At 62.6% G+C, this 17,297-nt stretch carries 19 protein-coding genes; 10 read left to right on the top strand and 9 right to left on the bottom strand.

Annotation, left to right across the window (positions count from 1 at the left end; translation table 11 throughout):
* Nucleotide 1: 1 nt before the first annotated feature.
* From xdhC to uraH, 4 genes are all read right to left on the bottom strand, one after another.
* Nucleotides 2-859, bottom strand: a complete 858-nt coding sequence (xdhC, locus tag JI748_RS02160) for a xanthine dehydrogenase accessory protein XdhC (RefSeq protein ID WP_201634609.1) — start codon at nt 857-859, stop codon at nt 2-4.
* A gap of 145 nt (nt 860-1,004) precedes the next feature.
* Nucleotides 1,005-3,323, bottom strand: coding sequence for a xanthine dehydrogenase molybdopterin binding subunit (gene xdhB / locus JI748_RS02155; protein ID WP_201634606.1), 2,319 nt, complete (start codon nt 3,321-3,323; stop codon nt 1,005-1,007).
* A gap of 139 nt (nt 3,324-3,462) precedes the next feature.
* Nucleotides 3,463-4,929 carry a xanthine dehydrogenase small subunit gene (gene xdhA, locus JI748_RS02150; RefSeq protein WP_201634602.1) on the bottom strand — a complete coding sequence of 489 codons (1,467 nt, stop codon included), beginning with the start codon at nt 4,927-4,929 and terminating at the stop codon, nt 3,463-3,465.
* A complete protein-coding gene (gene uraH / locus JI748_RS02145; protein WP_164534506.1) occupies nt 4,929-5,279 on the bottom strand; it encodes a hydroxyisourate hydrolase in 351 nt (116 codons plus the stop codon). Before uraH ends, xdhA begins: the two co-directional genes overlap by 1 nt.
* Before the next feature lie 147 nt (nt 5,280-5,426).
* Between uraH and puuE the strand changes: the two genes are divergently transcribed.
* Nucleotides 5,427-6,845, top strand: a complete 1,419-nt coding sequence (gene puuE / locus JI748_RS02140; RefSeq protein WP_201636958.1) for an allantoinase PuuE — start codon at nt 5,427-5,429, stop codon at nt 6,843-6,845.
* On the opposite strand, the gene JI748_RS17335 is transcribed toward puuE, so the two are convergent.
* Nucleotides 6,842-6,985 carry a hypothetical protein gene (locus JI748_RS17335; RefSeq protein ID WP_210338813.1) on the bottom strand — a complete coding sequence of 48 codons (144 nt, stop codon included), beginning with the start codon at nt 6,983-6,985 and terminating at the stop codon, nt 6,842-6,844. The two genes, puuE and JI748_RS17335, sit on opposite strands and share 4 nt — an antisense overlap.
* 51 nt (nt 6,986-7,036) lie before the next feature.
* Nucleotides 7,037-7,519, bottom strand: a complete 483-nt coding sequence (locus JI748_RS02135; RefSeq protein ID WP_201636956.1) for an SRPBCC domain-containing protein — start codon at nt 7,517-7,519, stop codon at nt 7,037-7,039.
* Between the two features lie 81 nt (nt 7,520-7,600).
* On the opposite strand from JI748_RS02135, the gene JI748_RS02130 reads away from it, so the two are divergent.
* The 9 genes from JI748_RS02130 (at nt 7,601) to JI748_RS02090 (ending at nt 13,801) form a co-directional block, all read left to right on the top strand.
* Entirely contained in the window at nt 7,601-7,933 is a 333-nt protein-coding gene (locus JI748_RS02130) for an ArsR/SmtB family transcription factor (RefSeq protein WP_201634599.1), read from the top strand.
* A 175-nt stretch (nt 7,934-8,108) separates the two neighbouring features.
* The gene (locus tag JI748_RS02125; protein ID WP_201634596.1) at nt 8,109-8,921 is read left to right on the top strand and encodes a bifunctional allantoicase/(S)-ureidoglycine aminohydrolase; all 813 of its coding nucleotides are present in this window, start codon (nt 8,109-8,111) and stop codon (nt 8,919-8,921) included.
* A 150-nt stretch (nt 8,922-9,071) separates the two neighbouring features.
* Nucleotides 9,072-9,566 carry an ureidoglycolate lyase gene (locus JI748_RS02120; protein WP_201634593.1) on the top strand — a complete coding sequence of 165 codons (495 nt, stop codon included), beginning with the start codon at nt 9,072-9,074 and terminating at the stop codon, nt 9,564-9,566.
* 66 nt (nt 9,567-9,632) lie between these two features.
* The gene (locus tag JI748_RS02115; RefSeq protein ID WP_201634590.1) at nt 9,633-10,403 is read left to right on the top strand and encodes an META domain-containing protein; all 771 of its coding nucleotides are present in this window, start codon (nt 9,633-9,635) and stop codon (nt 10,401-10,403) included.
* A gap of 4 nt (nt 10,404-10,407) precedes the next feature.
* Nucleotides 10,408-11,031, top strand: coding sequence for a nucleoside deaminase (locus tag JI748_RS02110; protein WP_201634587.1), 624 nt, complete (start codon nt 10,408-10,410; stop codon nt 11,029-11,031).
* Nucleotides 11,032-11,098: 67 nt separating this feature from the next.
* The gene (gene otsB / locus JI748_RS02105) at nt 11,099-11,890 is read left to right on the top strand and encodes a trehalose-phosphatase (protein ID WP_201634584.1); all 792 of its coding nucleotides are present in this window, start codon (nt 11,099-11,101) and stop codon (nt 11,888-11,890) included.
* Between the two features lie 19 nt (nt 11,891-11,909).
* A complete protein-coding gene (locus JI748_RS02100) occupies nt 11,910-13,322 on the top strand; it encodes an alpha,alpha-trehalose-phosphate synthase (UDP-forming) (protein ID WP_201634581.1) in 1,413 nt (470 codons plus the stop codon).
* Nucleotides 13,323-13,352: 30 nt separating this feature from the next.
* Nucleotides 13,353-13,604, top strand: coding sequence for a DUF1902 domain-containing protein (locus JI748_RS02095; protein ID WP_201634578.1), 252 nt, complete (start codon nt 13,353-13,355; stop codon nt 13,602-13,604).
* Nucleotides 13,604-13,801, top strand: a complete 198-nt coding sequence (locus tag JI748_RS02090; RefSeq protein ID WP_201634575.1) for a type II toxin-antitoxin system HicA family toxin — start codon at nt 13,604-13,606, stop codon at nt 13,799-13,801. The genes JI748_RS02095 and JI748_RS02090 overlap by 1 nt, the downstream gene beginning before the upstream one ends.
* A 35-nt stretch (nt 13,802-13,836) precedes the next feature.
* On the opposite strand, the gene JI748_RS02085 is transcribed toward JI748_RS02090, so the two are convergent.
* From JI748_RS02085 to JI748_RS02075, 3 genes are all read right to left on the bottom strand, one after another.
* Nucleotides 13,837-15,225 (bottom strand): DEAD/DEAH box helicase, encoded by a 1,389-nt coding sequence (locus JI748_RS02085; protein ID WP_164534514.1) that lies wholly within the window; start codon nt 15,223-15,225, stop codon nt 13,837-13,839.
* 388 nt (nt 15,226-15,613) lie between these two features.
* Entirely contained in the window at nt 15,614-16,405 is a 792-nt protein-coding gene (locus tag JI748_RS02080) for a molybdopterin-dependent oxidoreductase (RefSeq protein ID WP_201634572.1), read from the bottom strand.
* The gene (locus JI748_RS02075; protein WP_201634568.1) at nt 16,402-17,250 is read right to left on the bottom strand and encodes a cytochrome b/b6 domain-containing protein; all 849 of its coding nucleotides are present in this window, start codon (nt 17,248-17,250) and stop codon (nt 16,402-16,404) included. The genes JI748_RS02080 and JI748_RS02075 overlap by 4 nt, the downstream gene beginning before the upstream one ends.
* Between the last annotated feature and the right edge of the window lie 47 nt (nt 17,251-17,297).

Raw genomic sequence — 17,297 nt, 5'->3', positions numbered from 1 at the left:
ATCAGATACCACTCGTCACCCCCACTTTGCTGGAGGCGGACACTTGCCCGGCAGATGCTTCCCGGCTCCCAACATGGACCATAATCTCGGCGGCGGCTAGTGCGGCAATAACCGCGGGACGTTTATCCCCAAGCCCTTGCGCCCCAATCGGTAAAATCAGCCGGGTTAGCGCCGCGCGTGAGCCGCCCTGCTCCAGATACCAACTCGAAAACTTGGCCCGCTTGGTCGCCGACCCGACCATGCCGACATAGGGCGCATCGTCTCGCGCCAGCGCCTCGCCGGCAATCAGGAAATCGAGCGCGTGATCATGGGTGAGGATCACGAAGGAACTGCCAGCAGGCGCGGCACGGACAATGGCTTCGGGCATGGCGACGCGGTTGCGCGCGATCGTGGGTGGCAGCAGATCGAGCTCTTCCTGCCTCGTGTCGATCACCTCAAGCTTGACAGGCATGAGGGAAAGGATTTCGGACAAGACGCGCCCGACATGGCCGGCGCCGAAAAGGTAGACATGCGGCAGGCTGGCGTCTTCGGCAGCGGCGCGGGCGAGAAGGTCGCTACGCACCGCTTCATCGGCAAAGCGCAGGGCCACGTTCACGCGGCCACCGCAGCATTGACCGATCTCGGGGCCGAGCGGCACGTCCATGGCCTCTTCGGCGCGCCCATCGGCAATCAGCCGCCGCGCATGCTCGATCACCATATATTCGAGCGCCCCGCCGCCGATCGTGCCCAATGTCTGGGTTGGACCGACGACCATGAACGTCCCCTGTTCGCGCGGAGAGGAACCACGCACCGAAGTCAGTTCGCAAGCGATGGCTGCGGGATTGGCAGCGAAGAAGATGGCCAGGGTTTGAGGGTTCATGGAAGAGCCCCCACCCAACCTCCCCCGTAAGTCGGGGGAGGAGCCGTATCGAGTTGATCCTGGCTCTGGGGACTTGCACCGGCGTACTCCTCCCCCTCCTTAAAGGGGAGGTAGGGTGGGGGTTGAATGGGCACGCTGCCTTTGCTCACCCCCGCACCCCCCGCATCCGCTCCACCGCCATCAGCACCCGTTCGGGCGTGACCGGGGTATCGAGTTGTGGCGCGTGCCGGTAGTCGGCGACGCTGGCGACGGCCATGCCCAAGGCCTCGACGACGCTGATCGCGAGAACAAAGGGTGGCTCGCCCACGGCCTTGGAGCGGCCGATGGTCTGCTTGGTGTTGACCGACCAGTCCACCAGCTTGACGTTGAAGATCGGCGGCACGTCGGAGGCGAGCGGGATCTTGTAGGTCGAGGGCGCATGCGTGCGCAGCTGACCCTTGGCGTCCCAGACCAGCTCCTCGGTGGTGAGCCAGCCCATGCCCTGGATGAAACCGCCTTCGATCTGCCCGAGATCGAGAGCCGGGTTCAGCGATTTGCCGACATCGTGGAGGATGTCGACGCGGTCCACCGTATATTCGCCGGTCAGCGTATCGATGGTGACTTCGCTGACCGAGGCGCCATAGGAATAGTAATAGAACGGGTTGCCCTTGCCGGTCGCACGATCCCAGTGGATTTCCGGGGTCTTGTAGAAGCCGGCGGCGGAAAGCTGCACGCGGTTGAGATAGGCGGAGGCGGCGAGTTCGGCAAAACCGACAAATTCGCTCCGCACCTGCAGGCCACCCTGAACCCAGACGCAGTCGGATTCCTGGGCCTGATAGAGCGCGGCGGCATGGGCGACGAGCCGCTCCTTGAGCTGGTCGCAGGCAGTTTTCGCGGCCATGCCGTTGAGGTCTGTACCTGAGGAGGCGGCTGTCGCCGAAGTGTTGGGCACCTTGCCGGTCGAGGTCGGCATGATCTTGACACTGTCGAGGTTGACCCCGAACGCATCGGCCACGACTTGGGCCACCTTGGTATGGAGCCCCTGCCCCATTTCCGTGCCACCGTGATTGAGATGGATGGAGCCATCCTTGTAGATATGCACCAGCGCGCCGGCCTGGTTGTACCAGGTAGCGGTAAAGCTGATGCCGAACTTGACCGGCGTCAGTGCGATACCTTTTTTGAGGATCGAGTTGAAACGGTTGTGCTCGATGATCGCCTGCCGCCGCGCTTGGTAGTCGGACGAGGCTTCGAGCTCGTCGACGATACGGGCGATGACATTGTCCTTCACCACCTGGTGATAGGGCGTCACATTGTCAGTGTCGGTGCCGTAAAAGTTGCGCTTGCGGATCTCCAGCGGATCGACGCCCAGCGCATAGCCGATGTCCTCGACCCAGCGCTCTGCCGCCATGACCCCCTGAGGACCGCCAAAACCGCGAAAGGCGGTGTTGGAGACCGTGTTGGTGTAGAGCGGCTCGGATTTCACGCGAACGGCCGGATACCAATAGGTATTGTCGACGTGGAACAGCGCGCGGTCAGTCACCGGACCGGAGAGGTCCGAAGAAAAGCCGCTGCGGGCCGCAAGGTTGGCCTCAACGGCAAGGATCTTGCCACTCTCGTCATAGCCCACGTCGTAGTCGATGACGAAGTCGTGGCGCTTGCCGGTGGCCTGCATGTCGTCGTCGCGATCGGGGCGGATCTTGCAGGCGCGGTTCCACTTCTTGGCGGCGAGCGCGGCGACGCAGGCAAAGAGATTGCCCTGCGTTTCCTTGCCGCCAAAGCCGCCACCCATGCGCCGCACCTGGATGGTGACCGCATTGTGCCGCACGCCGAGCACCTGGGCGACCATGAGCTGCACTTCGCTCGGATGCTGGGTCGAGGAATGGACAAGCACATCCTCGTCTTCGCCCGGAATGGCGAAGGCAATTTGGCCTTCAAGATAGAAGTGGTCCTGGCCGCCAACACTGACCGAGCCTTTGGCCCGGCGTGGGGCCGCAGCCATGGCGGCCGCGACATCGCCGCGCTCGAGCTTCAGCGGTTCGGTGACGAGCTTGCGCTCGCCGGCCTGGGCCGAACGCACATCGGGAAGCCAGGCGAGATCGCGATATTCGACCACCGCCAAATGCGCCGCGCGCCGCGCCTGGTCGCGCGTTTCAGCGATCACGGCGAACATGGGCTGGCCCCAGAACTCGACCTTGCCCGGCGCAAAAATCGGCTCGTCATGCTTGTGGCTGGGAGAAACGTCGTTTTCGCCAGGAATGTCGTCAGCGGTCAGGACGCCGATCACGCCCGGGGCGGCCTTGACGGCCGAAAAATCGATCGAGACGATGTCGGCATGAGCGCGGCTCGAGAGGCCGAGATAGGCATGCATCGTGCCGCCCGGCTCAGCCATGTCGTCGATATATTCGGCCGTACCGGTCACATGCTTGGGACCGCTGTCGTGGCGGGTGGCGGTATGGAGCACGGAGAGATTTATGGGCTGGTTCATGGGGCAATCCACGGCCACGATATCCCACTAGACCTCATGGTGAGCCTGTCGAACCACGAGGTCGGGTACCCTGATCCTGCCACGACCTCGTCCTTCGACAGGCTCAGGATGAGGTCTACTGAGGGGACCCAAAAAATCATCATGCCACCTCCCGCTTCAGGCGTTCGCCCTGACCCTGCGTTTCGAGGAAGAAGCGCTTGAGGAGGTTTTGTGCGGCCAGCAGCCGGTACTCGGCCGAAGCGCGCATGTCCGTGATCGGCGAAAAGTCAGAGGCAAAGGCCGGGATCGCGGCCTCCACCGTTGCCATGGTCCAGGGCTTGCCGATCAGTGCCGCTTCTACCGCCTTGGCGCGCTTGGGCGTTGCCGCCATGCCGCCAAAGGCGATGCGCGCCATGCCGACCATGCCGGCATCGTTGACGAAGACGCGGAAGGCGCCGCAAAGCGCCGAAATGTCCTCGTCGCGGCGCTTGGATATCTTATAGGAGGCGAACTTTTCGCCCGCCGGCAGCAGCGGAATGGTGACGCTTTCGACGAACTCGCCCTTCTGGCGATCCTGCTTGCCATAGGCGAGAAAGAAGTCTTCGAGCTTGATCTCGCGGCGATGGTCTCCCCGGCGGAGGCTGAGCTTGGCGCCGAGAGCGATAAACGGCGGCGGGGTGTCGCCGATCGGCGAGCCATTGGCGATATTGCCGCCCAGCGTGCCCATGTTTCGGACCTGCTCGCCGGCAAAACGATGCCATTGCTCGGTGAGCTGCGGGAAATTGGCTTCGATCACCGGCTGCGCTTCGGCATAGGTGACGCCGGCGTAAAAGCGCACTTCGCTGTCGTTGTCGGCGATGCGCTTGAGTTCCTGCAGATGATTGATGAAGATCACCGGACCGATGCGGCGCATGAACTTGGTGACCCAGAGCCCCACATCGGTCGAGCCGGCAACGATCCGCGCTTCCGGGTGCTGTTCGTAGAGCTGCGCGAAATCGTCGAGGCTGGCGGGAATGATGATCTGGTTTTCACCCGAGCCGATCTCGACCCGGCGCCCATCGTTGAGCGCCTTGATCTTGCTCTTGACCGCGATGCGCTCGGCCCAGAGCGGATCGGCTTCGGGTGCGCCATGCTCGGAGATCGACTGCGCCGCGCGGATGATCGGCGCATAACCGGTGCAGCGGCAGAGATTGCCCTGCAGCGCTTTTTCCACGGCTCGTCGGGACGGGTTCGGATCGCGCATCCAGAGCCCATAAAGGCTCATGACGAAGCCCGGCGTGCAGAAACCGCATTGGGAGCCATGATGCTCGACCATGGCCTGCTGCACCGGATGGAGCTGGCCATTCTCGCCGCGCAGATGCTCGATGGTGACGACATGGGTACCATGAAGGCTGGCGACGAAGCGGATGCAGGCGGTCACCGCGTCATAGATGATCTCGTCGCCCATGAGCCGGCCGACCAGCACGGTGCAGGCGCCGCAATCTCCCTCGGCACATCCTTCCTTGGAGCCCCGCAGGCGGCGGTCGAGCCGCAGCCAATCGAGCAGCGTCAGGTCCGGCGCGACATCGGTCAGGCTAATTTCCTGCCCGTTGAGCAGAAAGCGGATGGCGTTGGCAACCTCGACCATCAGCTGCCCCGATAGGTGGAATAGGCAAAGGGGCTGACCAGAAGCGGCACGTGATAGTGGCTGTCTTCGGCAATGGTGAAGCGGATCGGCACGACATCGAGGAACGGCGTTTCGTTCTCGATGCCGATGCGCTCGAAATACTGGCCCACGTGAAAGCGGATCTCGAATTCGCCCTTTTGGAACTGCTCGCCCTCGAGCAGCGGCTGGTCGACCCGGCCGTCGGCATTGGTATAGCTGTCGGCAATGTGGTGGGTGTGGTCGCCATGCACATAGTGCAGTTCCAGCCGCATGCCGCGCGCCGGCTTGCCGTGCATCGTATCGAGCACGTGGGTGGTGAGGCGTCCCGCCATGCTGCTGCTCCTCCGTCTACAATCACGACACTAGCGTAACAGCGGCGCGCCGCAATGCCCAATTTTTACCAACTGGTCCACTTTTGCCCATCTTGTGATCGAGCGCGCTGTGGCTACACTTCGCGTCACTGATCCGACGAGGCAATGATGAACCGCTACCCCCGCGACATGCACGGCTATGGCCAGACCCCGCCCCACGCCAATTGGCCCGGCGGCGCCAATATCGCCGTGCAATTCGTGCTCAATTACGAAGAGGGCGGCGAGAATAATGTCCTCCATGGCGACGCTGCCTCCGAAGCGTTTCTGGTCGACGTGCTGGGCGCTGCGCCCTGGCCCAACCAGCGCCACGCCAATGTCGAATCAATGTATGAATACGGCGCCCGCGCCGGCTTCTGGCGCCTGCATCGCCTGTTTACCGAAGCCAATCTGCCGGTAACCGTCTATGGCGTTGCGACGGCCTTGATGCGCGCCCCGGCGCAACTCGCCGCCATGCAGGAGGCCGGCTGGGAAATCGCGTCGCATGGCCTAAAATGGGTGCAGCACAAGGACATGCCACCCGACGAGGAACGCGGGCAGATCGCCGAAGCCATCCGCCTCCACACCATTGCTACCGGCGCGCGCCCCAGGGGCTGGTACACCGGCCGGTCCTCGCTCAACACCGTCGACCTCGTCGCCGAAGCGGGCGGGTTTGCCTATATTTCCGATACCTATGACGACGACCTGCCCTATTGGAAACTGATCGCCGGGCAGCCGCAGCTCATCATTCCCTATTCGCTGTCCACCAACGACATGCGCTTCGTCACCGGGCCGGGCTTCGACAATGGCGAGGAATATTTCACCTTCCTCAAGGACACGTTCGACTGCCTGTATGCCGAAGGCGAAGCCGGCGCGCCCAAGATGATGTCGCTAGGCCTCCACTGCCGCCTCGTCGGCCAGCCGGGGCGCTTGCAGGGTCTCAAGAAGTTCGTCGACTACATCCTGGGTTTCGACAAGGTCTGGGTCCCCACCCGCCTCGCCATTGCCGAACACTGGGCGGCAGAACACCCCTATCGGGCACAAGAAGTTCTCCCGAGCCAGCTCGACAAGGATGAGTTCGTCCGCCGCTACGGCTCGATCTTCGAGCATTCTCCCTGGATCGCCGAGCGCGCCTGGGACGGCGAGATGGGGCCGGCCAATGACACCGCGATCGGGCTCCATTTCGCCCTGCGCACGCAGTTCCGCATGGCAACGCCTGAAGAGCGTCTTGCCGTGCTGCGCGCGCATCCCGACCTGGCGGGAAAACTCGCCGCCGCCAAGCGACTGACGGCAGAGTCCACCGCCGAGCAGGCCTCGGCCGGCCTCGATCACCTGACTGACGACGAGCGCGAGACCTTCACGCGCCTCAACACGGCCTATGTGGAAAAATTCGGCTTCCCCTTCATCATCGCCGTCCGCGATCATGACAAGGCGTCGATCCTCGAAACGTTCGAGCGCCGGATCGCCAACACCGCCGAAGACGAATTCGCCACCGCCTCAGCGCAGGTCGAGCGCATCGCGCTCCTGCGCCTCAAAGCTATATTACCTTAGCCGTTGAGGCCGGCCTCGTCGCCGGCGTCAACTTCGTCGCGCCATACGCCAAACATCAGCGCCAGCACCGCAAGCCATGGCATGTGATGCTGCATCCAATGGGGCTCCGCCCCGCCGATACTCATGAACAAGCTACTCATGATCCTGAGTATCGGCCGGCAAAGTTGAGATTTGGTAACCCTAACTGGGGGTTACTTGTAGAAGCCGGTCCGGAAATTGATGCCGTATTCGAGATAAACTTTCATGCCGCACAACATGCCGGTCCAACCTTCGCAATTGCCATAGGATGACTTGAGCCCGCCCGGCGTTTGACGCCAGCCGCTCTCGGAAATGGTCACCAATGTGCGCCCGTCTTCAAGACCGGTGAACTCCATGGTGACAGTGGTTTTGTAGCCCACCGGCTGTGGCGCCTCTCCCGTCGTGCTGGGCTCCGTCGCTTCGCTGGCATCCCACCTGAGGACGATCTTCTGGTCCGGAACGACCTCCACGACTTCAACCGGGAAGGCGCCGGGGAAATCGTGGAAATCCCAAGTCACCGTTGCCCCGGTTTCGAGCCGCCCCACGGCCCCGCCGGTGGTGAAATAGCCCGACAAATGCTTGGGATCGGCCACCGCCTCGAACACTTCATGCACCGGTTTGCTGATCCTTCCCGATACCCGAAATGCCAGATTCAGGTCCTTATCCTTGGACGTCACTGCACGCATGTCGATCTCCCTCAACTTGACGGGTCAGACGATATGTTATAGTTTGATAACATGTCAACTGACGACGCAGACGACCTAATCTTCAAGGCTCTCGGCCACCGCGTGCGGCGGCGCATCCTCGATCATCTGAAAGCCGAGCCGCACACCACCGGCTCGCTCTGCGCACTCTTCCCCGAAATCGACCGCTGTACCGTCATGCAGCATCTGGGCGTGCTGGAAGAGGCTGGACTAGTCGTTCCCGAAAAGCAGGGACGCGAGCGCTGGAACAACCTCGACGCCCTGCCCATCCACGCCATCCACGAACGCTGGATCGGCCCCTATGCGGCTTACGCGGCATCGATGTTGAGCCGTTTGAAGAAGGGTGTCGAGGCGGAGGTGTCTTAGCGCCGTCCTTCTCAGTAGACCTCATCCTGAGCCTGTCGAAGGACGAGGTCGTGGCAATATCCGTGTGCCCGACCTCGTGGTTCGACAAGCTCACCATGAGGTCTTCGCAGGTTCACGACGTGACAACATCCGCTGCGATGCTTAGTCTTCGGCAAAACAACGAATTTGGTCCTCTATGCCCTACGCCTCCCCTTCCGCCGGCCTGCCGCCGCAGATGGCCCTCCATACCGGCCGCGCCGTGTTTACCGAGGCCTATGCCGTGATCCCGCGCGAATGCATGCGCGACATCGTCACCTCCTACCTGCCGCATTGGCGTGAGAGCCGGGTCTGGATCATCGCGCGCCCGCTAAGCGGGTTTTCCGAGACGTTTTCGCAATATGTGGTCGAGGTTGCGCCAGGGGGTGGCAGCGAGCGGCCCGAGCTCAATCCCGAGGCCGAAGGCGTGCTCTTCGTGGTTGCCGGTTCGGTGACCGTCACCATTGAAGGCCAACCGCATCACCTCAGGGAAGGCGGCTATGCTTTCCTGCCGCCCGGCAGCCATTGGACTCTCGCCAATAGGACGACCGAGCCGGCGCGCTTCCATTGGATCCGCAAACGCTATGAAAAGGTCGACGGCATCGACCTGCCGCCCGCCTTCGTGTCGAGCGACCAGGACGAACCCATCCGCTGGATGCCGGACACCAGGGACACCTGGGGCACGACGCGCTTCGTCGAACCCAGCGATCTGCGCCACGACATGCATGTCAACATCGTGACGCTCGAGCCCGGCGCCGTCATTCCCTTCGAGGAAACCCATGTCATGGAGCACGGCCTTTATGTGCTTGAAGGCAAGGCGGTTTATCGCCTCAATCGCGACTGGGTTGAGGTCGAGGCCGGCGACTTCATGTGGCTGCGCGCCTTCTGCCCACAGGCCTGCTACGCCGGACCCGAACGGTTTCGCTATCTGCTCTACAAAGACGTCAACCGCCACGCCAAGCTGCCGTTCTGATGAGGCCGGTCGTGTAAGCGGGAAGAGACCTCATGGTGAGCTTGTCGAACCACGAGGTCGGGCGAGTGGAGGCTTTGTGCCACGACCTCGTCCTTCGACAGGCTCAGGATGAGGTCTGATGTTGCATCTTACCCTGGAAACCCATCGATTATGACCGACCGCATCCTCGCCATCGAGCCACTGACCGCCGAGGCCTTCGCCTCCTTCGGCCAGGTGATCGACGCTGCTGGCGCGCATCACTACCCGATCAACAATGGCATGACAGAGCGCTACCATGACCTGGCGCGGGTCGAACTGGGCGGCGTTCATGCCCGTCCGCTGATCTCCATTTTCCACGGCCAACCCTATGCGCTCCCGCTTTCGCTGAAGCTGGTCGAGCGACACCCCCTCGGCAGCCAGGCATTCTACCCGCTGGACGATGCCAACTGGCTGGTAATCGTGGCCGAGGACGATCACGGCACCCCCACAGGGCTTCGCGTTTTTCGACCCGCGCCGGACCAGGGCGTCAACATTGCCATGAACACCTGGCACGGCGTCTTGACCGTGCTCGAGCGGTCCGCGCGCTTCCTCGTGGTCGATCGCGGCGGCGACGGAGTTAATCTGGAAGAACACCACTTTGCCGAGCCGTGGCTCGTTAAGGCTTAACGGCACTTCGCCTCGCAACCTTCGCATGGCTGCGCTATTTTCCTCCCAACCTTCGGGGAGAGGCAGATGCTGTGGTCGAAACTGATTGGCATTGTCGTCGCGTTGGGCCTCTTCGCTGTGCCGGCTTTCGCCCAGAGCACGACGTTGACCGGAACCGTCACCTATAACGAACGCATGGCGCTGCCGCGTGGCGCCTTCCTGCAGGTGAGCCTCGTGCGCCTGCCAGGCGGCCAGGCTGTAACCGGCGCCGCCGCTGCTATCCCGGCCAAGGGACAGCTGCCGATCGCCTGGACGCTCAACCTTCACGACGGTGTCGCCACTGATGGGGCCAGCTACGGCATCCTCGCCGACATTGCCGTGGGCGGTCGCGTTCTGTTCCGAACGGCCCGCCCCGTGCCGGTGGAAGTGGGTGGGGAAAGCCCGACTGCCGTGCTGGTCCGCTTTTCTCCCGATCCGGAACCTGACGTGGCAGACGTCGACACTGGAGCCGTCCCACCGGACGGGTTGATCAATCAGTTATGGACCGTCACCAGCATCGGCGGCCGGCCTGTAACCGGCACGCGCCCGCTGACGCTTTCGATTGCAGCCGATCATCGCGCCGGCGGCAGTGCCGGCTGCAACAACTTCTTCACCGAAGCGACGATCGACGACAGCAAGCTTCATTTCGGCCCCGCCGCCGCGACCCGCATGGCCTGCGCGACCGCGATCACGGACCAGGAAACCGCATTCCTCGCTGCGCTCGCCGCTGTCGGCGGCTACGAACTCGACGGCACCAGCTTGCGCCTTCTCGATGCGGCAGGCATACCGCTGATCGGCTTGATACGCGCCGCGGAGTGATCGCTTGGAAACGCCGGACCTGATCGAACGCCTCCTCGACATCATCGAGAACAGCATCGCGCCGGTCACCGCTGACGGTGTCGCCCGCGGCAACAAGCTGTTCGGCGCCGCTATCCTGCGCAAGTCCGACCTTTCCGTCGTGGTCGCGGAAACCAATAACGAGATCGAAAATCCGCTTTGGCACGGCGAAATGCACGCCATCAAGCGCTTCTTCGAACTGCCGGCGGCGGACCGGCCCGACGTCAAGGACTGCCTGTTTCTCGCCACGCACGAGCCCTGCTCGCTCTGCCTCTCCGGCATAACCTGGTCAGGCTTTGATAATTTCTATTATCTGTTCAGCCATGCCGACAGCCGCGACAGCTTCGCCATTCCCTACGACATCCAGATCCTCAAGGCCGTCTATGCCGTGCCCGAACCGGAGACGGGCCTGGTGTCGGCGAACCGCGATCTCTACAATCGGCAGAACCAGTTCTGGACCAGCCATAGCCTCCAGCAGATGATCGCAGGACTGGACCGGGCGCATAAGGAATTGCTGCTCGCCCGCGTCGACGATCTCACCGCGCTTTATCGCGATCTGTCGGCGACCTACCAGAAGAGCAAGGGCGGCAAGGGCATCCCCCTGGCCTGAGAGCCGAACCTTCCGCCGTCTTTTGCGTTCCCGTTGGGTTCACAGCACCAAACGGGGAAAATCCGCCATGTCCAACGTGATGTCGCCAAACGCTGGCGCGGCACCATTGCTCGCCGTCTTTACCGATTTCGACGGCACGCTCGTCGAGCTGGCGGAAACGCCCGACGCCGTGGACGTGTCTTCCGAACTAACCGATCGGCTCGATCGGGTCATCAACGATTTCGACCATGCCTTTGCGGTGCTGACCGGGCGCGAGATCGTCGATATCGACCGCTTTTTGTCGCCGCTACAGGTCGCCGTTGCCGGTGCCCATGGCGCACAGCGCCGCCGCGCCGATGGCACAATCGAAGCGATGGATGAGGATGTGAGCGCCACGGCAGAAGCAATCGCGGCTGCGCTCGAGCCATTGGTGGAAGCCAATCCGGCGCTGATCCTCGAGCCCAAGGACGGCTCGGTCGCCCTTCACTTCCGCCAGGCGCCGGAGCTTGAAGGCGTGTGTCATCTGGCTATGCAGGAAGCCCTGCTCGATCATCCGCATTTTACGCTGGTCCCCGGCAAAATGGTGCTAGAGGCCCGGGCCGTGGGCCTCGACAAGGGCGCAGCCCTCCGCGCCTTCATGCAGGAAGAACCCTTCGCCGGACGCACGCCGATCTTCATCGGCGACGATCGTACCGACGAAGATGCCTTCCGCGCCGCGCAGGAACTTGGCGGCGTTGGTATCAAGCTCGGTGCCGGCGAGACGGCAGCACGGCTGCGCATAGCCGACGTCGCTTCTGTTCACGCCCTTCTTCGTGGCCTGGGCGACATGGCCCAGAGCGGTCATGTTCCCGAGCCGCTGCTCACCGACACTGCCCATTAGAATAAGGAACGCGTCCAGCATGAGCCGTATCGTCGTCGTATCGAACCGTACGCCCGGCAAGGGGCCTGTTGCCGGCGGGCTGGCCGTGGCCTTGCGCAAGGTGTTGAGCGAACGAGAAGGCTTCTGGTTCGGCTGGTCCGGCAAGCTCAGCGAACAGCCGGCGCGCGAGGCCCACTTCGAGGACGTCGATGGCATGCAGGTCGCCAAGATCGACCTCACTCGCGACGATCACCACGCCTATTATGCCGGCTTTTCCAATTCCATCCTCTGGCCCAGCTTCCACCTTCGGCTCGATCTCGCAACGATCGAGAGCCACTGGTACGAGGGCTATCGGCGGGTGAACGGCCAGTTCGCGCGGGCACTATTGCCGTTGCTCAAGCCCGACGACATCATCTGGGTGCATGACTATCACCTGATCCCGCTCGCGTCGGAATTGCGTGCACTTGGCGCCCGCAACCGAATCGGCTTTTACCTCCACATCCCCTTCCCCACGGCCGACGCGCTTTACGCCATTCCCAACCATGGCGAGCTGATGCGCGACCTGTCGCGCTATGACCTCATCGGCTTCCAGGCCAATCGCGACGTCGCTGCGTTCCGAGAATTCGCCGAACACCAGGCCCCCTCGACCTTTGGCGGCCTCAACACCAAGCACATCGACTTTTCCCGCACCGACGTGGAAGCCTTTCCCATCGGCTCGGACCCCAATGCTTTCGCCAAGCTTGCCATCAGCCCCGCCGCGACCAAGATGGTGCACCGCATGAAGCGGGCGCTGGGCGAGCAGAACCTGATCCTGGGTGTCGACCGCCTCGATTATTCCAAGGGCCTGCCGCAGCGGGTCGAAGCCTATGAGAAGCTTCTCGCCAACAATCACCGCTTCCGCCGCAATGTGCACATGCTGCAGGTGGCGCCGCCCTCGCGCGACACGATCAAGGAATATCAGGAAACCAGCGACCAGCTCGACGCCATCTGCGGTCGCGTCATGGGCGAATTCGCCGAACCCGATTGGGCGCCACTGACCTATGTGAAGCGCGCCTACGGGCAGCCGAGCCTTGCCGGGCTTTACCGCCTCGCCCGTGTCGGCCTCGTGACCCCTCTGCGCGACGGCATGAATCTCGTCGCGCATGAATATATCGGCGCCCAGAACCCCGAAAATCCCGGTGTCCTGGTGCTGTCGCGCTTTGCCGGCGCCGCCGAGATCTTCCCCGAAGCCTTGCTGGTCAACCCCTTCGACACCGACGAAACGGCCGAAGCCCTGCGCATGGCACTCGACATGAACCTCGACGAACGCAAGAGCCGCTGGCAATCGCTGATGTCCGCGGCCCGCACCCACAATGTCGACGACTGGGCCATCAGCTTCCTCGACCGCCTTGCTCCCGCCGACAAAGACAAGTCCTCGACGCGGGATATCTTGTATCTGGCCTCGGTGGCGTGATGTATGATCACATGCAGTATGGAGGCTGAAATGGCCAAGAAACTGCTCGTCACAGCGATGTGGGATCAAGACGCTGAAGTCTGGGTCGCAACGAGCGACGACATTCCCGGACTTGCAACAGAGGCACACACCCTAGACCGGCTATTAGAACGGGTAGTCGCGGTTGCTCCCGAACTCCTCGATGACAACGCTCAACTGATCGACCCCAAGCCGCAGCCTGGTGAAACCTTCGATATCTGCATCATGTCGCAGGTAACGATGACACCGAGCCAAGCGGCCTGATGGTCAGAGGCTTTTATGCGCAGATCGTAGACGCGCTAAAGGCTGCTGGTTGTGAGTTTCGCCGCAGCGGCAAAGGCGACCATGAGATTTGGTATAGCCCCATTACCAATCGCACGTTTTCCGTCGATCGTGGCAGCCTCTCACGGCACACCGCCAATGCGGTGATGAAGCAGGCCGGCATCAACAAGCATTTCTAAACAAAAAGGGCGACCCGCAGGCCGCCCTCAATTCTTTACGCTTTCACCGCTGCTCGCTTGGCGCGGCCCGCTTCGCGTTGGGTCTTGCTCCAGCGCGGCTTGCCGTCGGCGGCTGGCTTGGCGCGGGCGCCGTCGGCCTTGGGCGCACCGCCCTTGGTGCGTTCGCCACCGGGACGCGGGGTGTTGAACTTGCGCGGATCCTTGGGCTTGGGGTTGCGCGCGGTGCGGGCGCCACCCGGCGCACCAGCCGAATTGCGCGGCGCGCGCGGCGCCTGCACTTCTTCGACGAGGTTGACGTCACCCGAGACCGGCAAGGTACGGCGGATCAGCTTTTCGACGTCACGCAACTTGCTCTTTTCGGTGCCGTCGCACAGCGTGATGGCAATGCCAGAAGCGCCGTTGCGGCCAGTGCGGCCGATGCGGTGCACATAGTTTTCCGGATCGTCGGGCAGCTCGTAATTCACCACATGGGTGATGCCCTGCACGTCGATGCCGCGCGCCGCAATATCGGTGGCGACGAGGATACGCACCGAGCCGTTGGCAAAACCCTTAAGCGCGGCCTGCCGGGCGTTCTGCGACTTGTTGCCGTGAATGGCGGCCGCTTCATGCCCGTCGATGGCGAGGTTCTTGGCCACGCGATCAGCGCCGTGCTTGGTGCGCGAGAAGATGATGACGCGCTCCATGCCTTCCTTTTCGTCGGCAAGGAGGTCGTTCAGCACGCCCCGTTTGGCCTTCGAACCCGACATGATCACGCGCTGGTCGATCTTGACCACAGTAGACCCCTGCGGCGCCGCTTCGACCTTGATCGGGTCCTTCAACAGCGTCTTGGCCAGGTCTTCGACTTCGGCGGCCATTGTGGCCGAGAACAGCATGGTCTGGCGGCGCAGGCCGATCTGCTTGGCGATGGCGCGCACCGGAGCGATAAAGCCCATGTCGAGCATGCGGTCGGCCTCGTCGAGCACCAGCCAGCGCGTTTCGTTAAGCTTGATCTTGTTGTCGTCGAGGAGGTCCTTAAGACGCCCAGGGGTCGCCACGACGACATCGACGCCCTTGGCGATCTTTTGCACCTGATGGTAGCGCGACACGCCACCGAGGACGAGCACGGTATCGAGCCGCATCTTCGAGCCTGCGAACTTGCGCAGGTTTTCTTCGATCTGCACGGCGAGTTCACGCGTCGGCGCCAGGATCAGCGCGCGCGTCGTCATCGGCCGCGGACGGCCGGTCAGTTCCATCAAACCAGCAAGGATCGGCAGGCCGAAGGCGGCCGTCTTGCCCGAACCGGTCTGGGCGATGCCCAGCATGTCCCGGCCTTCGAGCAGCTTGGGGATCGCCTGGCTCTGGATCTTGGTGGGCTCGGTGAAGCCGCCGGCAGTCAGGCTGTCGGTGAGTTGGGTCGGCAGGCCGAGCGAAATGAAATCGGTCATAGGTGTCTTTCACATTGCGCCAAACGGCGCGTGCGCCCAGCCGATGCGGCGGGCGCGACTTCAAATATGCAATCGTGCGACGGGATGATCGCGCGGGTGCTGGCTCAAACCCGGACCGCGCTCCACTGGAGGGGGGTATCCGGGCTGACTTCGCCGCTCACCGCTTGAGTAAGAAGAGAAGTCCATCGGCGGTCATGGTGCCGCGACGTGTTGCTGATATGGGGGAGTTGGCGGCAAAAGGCAAGGTCGCCGGCGCATGGGTGGTGTGCGGCAAGCTTTCCCGGCCACCAGCTGTCACCCCCGCGAAGGCGGGGGCCCATCCTGAGATCTTAAGATGGGCCCCGGGTCAAGCCCGGGGTGACAGCCGGTGATAGTTGGAGCAGCTCGGCTAAATCCCGCCATACCAGTCATACCCCACATCCTCCCAATACCCTCCCTTGCCCCGTCCGAAGGGCGACAGATCATCCACGAGTTCGATCGTGTGGAGGTATTTGGGCTGTTTGTAGCCAAGCGCCCGCTCGATCCTAAGCCGAATTGGGGCGCCATTGCTGACCGGCAGCGGCTGGTCGTTGAGGCCATAGCTCAGAATGGACTGCGGATGGTAGGCATCCACGAGGTCAGAGCTCGTATAATAGAGGATGTCGCCCGAAAGCGTGCGCTGGATATTGTCGTAGCAATGGTAGACAGCAAAGCGCGCGGTTGGCTTAACACCAGCCTGATCCAGCAGCGGCCCGAGCGGCGTTCCCGTCCATTTGGCAATGCAGCTCCAGCCCTCAACGCAATCGTGCCTTGTGATCTGCGTGCGCGCCGGCATGTTGCGCAGCTCCGCCAGCGAAAAGCTCACCTCGCGATCGACCATGCCCTTGATGGTGAGGCGATAGGGCTCGAAATTGGCCTGCCGCAGGAACATATACTCGGGTGTCGTCGGCTCGGTTGAGCCATTAGGCTTCATGCCCTGCCGGATTTCGCTTTGCCCATATTCGCGCGCCAGAACCTGATCGCCGATCAGCGCGCGCTGCGCCTTGTAGGTCAGAACATTGGCCTGCTCGATCACATTGCGCACCGGATTGTCGCGCTGGCCCAAAAAGTCGAACTGGTTGCAGCCCGAAACCATCAGGCCCGAACCAAGGGCCGCCGAGCCGGCAAGAAAGCGCCGGCGATTAATGATCAGCTTGTTCATGGGCGATCTCCTTCCTGGCGGGGCGTGCCGGGGCTAGTGCGATACCAGCCCGTAATCATGGACCGAAGCTCGTTGATCGGACCGGCAAGGACGACCATCAGCACGTGGACGATAAAGAACAGCACCAAGAGAACCATGACGCCGAAATGAATGGTGCGCGCCGTCTGCCGACCGCCAAAGACATCGAGCAGCCAGGGCCAGCTCGCATCCATGCCCGGGCTCATGGTCAGTCCGGTGAGGACGATCAGCGGGAATAGAATAAAGAAGACGGTAAAGTAGCTCAGCTTCTGCAGCGGCGAGTAGGCGCGCCTGTGATGGAAGCGAAACCGCGCATGGTCGACGACATCGCGCCCAATGCCAGTGACGTCCCCGCCACTCGGAATGATATCGCGCCGCAGGTGGCCGTTGATGAAGCTGGCTAGAAACCAGATGAACAGCGCGGCCACAAAGACCCAGCCAAAAAAGAAATGCAGCACGCGGCCCGTTGCGAGATCGCGGAAGGACGGAATGGTCAGCGCTCCCGGGAAACCCTGATAAGCTGGCTGCTCTGCCGTTCCGCTCATCCCGAAGACGCCCGTCGTGTCGAAGGTCTGTCCGAAAATCCTGGTCTGCCCGCGCGGCCCTTCGGGCGTGTTGACCGCCGTCATCTTGAGCACCGCATTGTCGAACTCGAAGCCCGATTGCTGCCCGACATAAAGCGAAGGATGCGCATTGAAGATCTGCAGCCCGGTCAGCAGCAGGAAGAAGAGGCACACGACCCAGACCCAATGCGTCACCCGGGTCCAAATCGACTGGCGATAGACAAGCGGTCCCCGTGTCGGCGGCAATCCGTTCGGCTCTGTCATCTTTTCCCCTCGGGCTTGAACTGCCCGTAGCTACGGTAGCGCATCGG

The sequence above is a fragment of the Devosia rhizoryzae genome (genome assembly GCF_016698665.1).
Classification (GTDB): domain Bacteria; phylum Pseudomonadota; class Alphaproteobacteria; order Rhizobiales; family Devosiaceae; genus Devosia; species Devosia rhizoryzae.
The sequence above is the reverse complement of the archived record's forward strand: the minus strand, read 5'-3'. Positions and strand labels throughout refer to the sequence as shown.

Bases quoted from the DNA above. Each gene is read 5' to 3' on its own strand.
- uraH (WP_164534506.1), bottom strand. From the start codon at position 5,279: ATGGCGGGACGCCTCACCACCCACGTGCTCGATACGATGCACGGCAAG.
- JI748_RS02095 (WP_201634578.1), top strand. From the start codon at position 13,353: ATGGCCAAGAAACTGCTCGTCACAGCGATGTGGGATCAAGACGCTGAA.
- JI748_RS17335 (WP_210338813.1), bottom strand. From the start codon at position 6,985: ATGAGTAGCTTGTTCATGAGTATCGGCGGGGCGGAGCCCCATTGGATG.
- otsB (WP_201634584.1), top strand. From the start codon at position 11,099: ATGTCCAACGTGATGTCGCCAAACGCTGGCGCGGCACCATTGCTCGCC.
- xdhB (WP_201634606.1), bottom strand. From the start codon at position 3,323: ATGAACCAGCCCATAAATCTCTCCGTGCTCCATACCGCCACCCGCCAC.
- JI748_RS02085 (WP_164534514.1), bottom strand. From the start codon at position 15,225: ATGACCGATTTCATTTCGCTCGGCCTGCCGACCCAACTCACCGACAGC.
- JI748_RS02075 (WP_201634568.1), bottom strand. From the start codon at position 17,250: ATGACAGAGCCGAACGGATTGCCGCCGACACGGGGACCGCTTGTCTAT.
- puuE (WP_201636958.1), top strand. From the start codon at position 5,427: ATGAACCGCTACCCCCGCGACATGCACGGCTATGGCCAGACCCCGCCC.
- JI748_RS02080 (WP_201634572.1), bottom strand. From the start codon at position 16,405: ATGAACAAGCTGATCATTAATCGCCGGCGCTTTCTTGCCGGCTCGGCG.
- xdhC (WP_201634609.1), bottom strand. From the start codon at position 859: ATGAACCCTCAAACCCTGGCCATCTTCTTCGCTGCCAATCCCGCAGCC.
- JI748_RS02120 (WP_201634593.1), top strand. From the start codon at position 9,072: ATGACCGACCGCATCCTCGCCATCGAGCCACTGACCGCCGAGGCCTTC.
- xdhA (WP_201634602.1), bottom strand. From the start codon at position 4,929: ATGGTCGAGGTTGCCAACGCCATCCGCTTTCTGCTCAACGGGCAGGAA.
- JI748_RS02125 (WP_201634596.1), top strand. From the start codon at position 8,109: ATGCCCTACGCCTCCCCTTCCGCCGGCCTGCCGCCGCAGATGGCCCTC.
- JI748_RS02090 (WP_201634575.1), top strand. From the start codon at position 13,604: ATGGTCAGAGGCTTTTATGCGCAGATCGTAGACGCGCTAAAGGCTGCT.
- JI748_RS02100 (WP_201634581.1), top strand. From the start codon at position 11,910: ATGAGCCGTATCGTCGTCGTATCGAACCGTACGCCCGGCAAGGGGCCT.
- JI748_RS02115 (WP_201634590.1), top strand. From the start codon at position 9,633: ATGCTGTGGTCGAAACTGATTGGCATTGTCGTCGCGTTGGGCCTCTTC.
- JI748_RS02130 (WP_201634599.1), top strand. From the start codon at position 7,601: ATGTCAACTGACGACGCAGACGACCTAATCTTCAAGGCTCTCGGCCAC.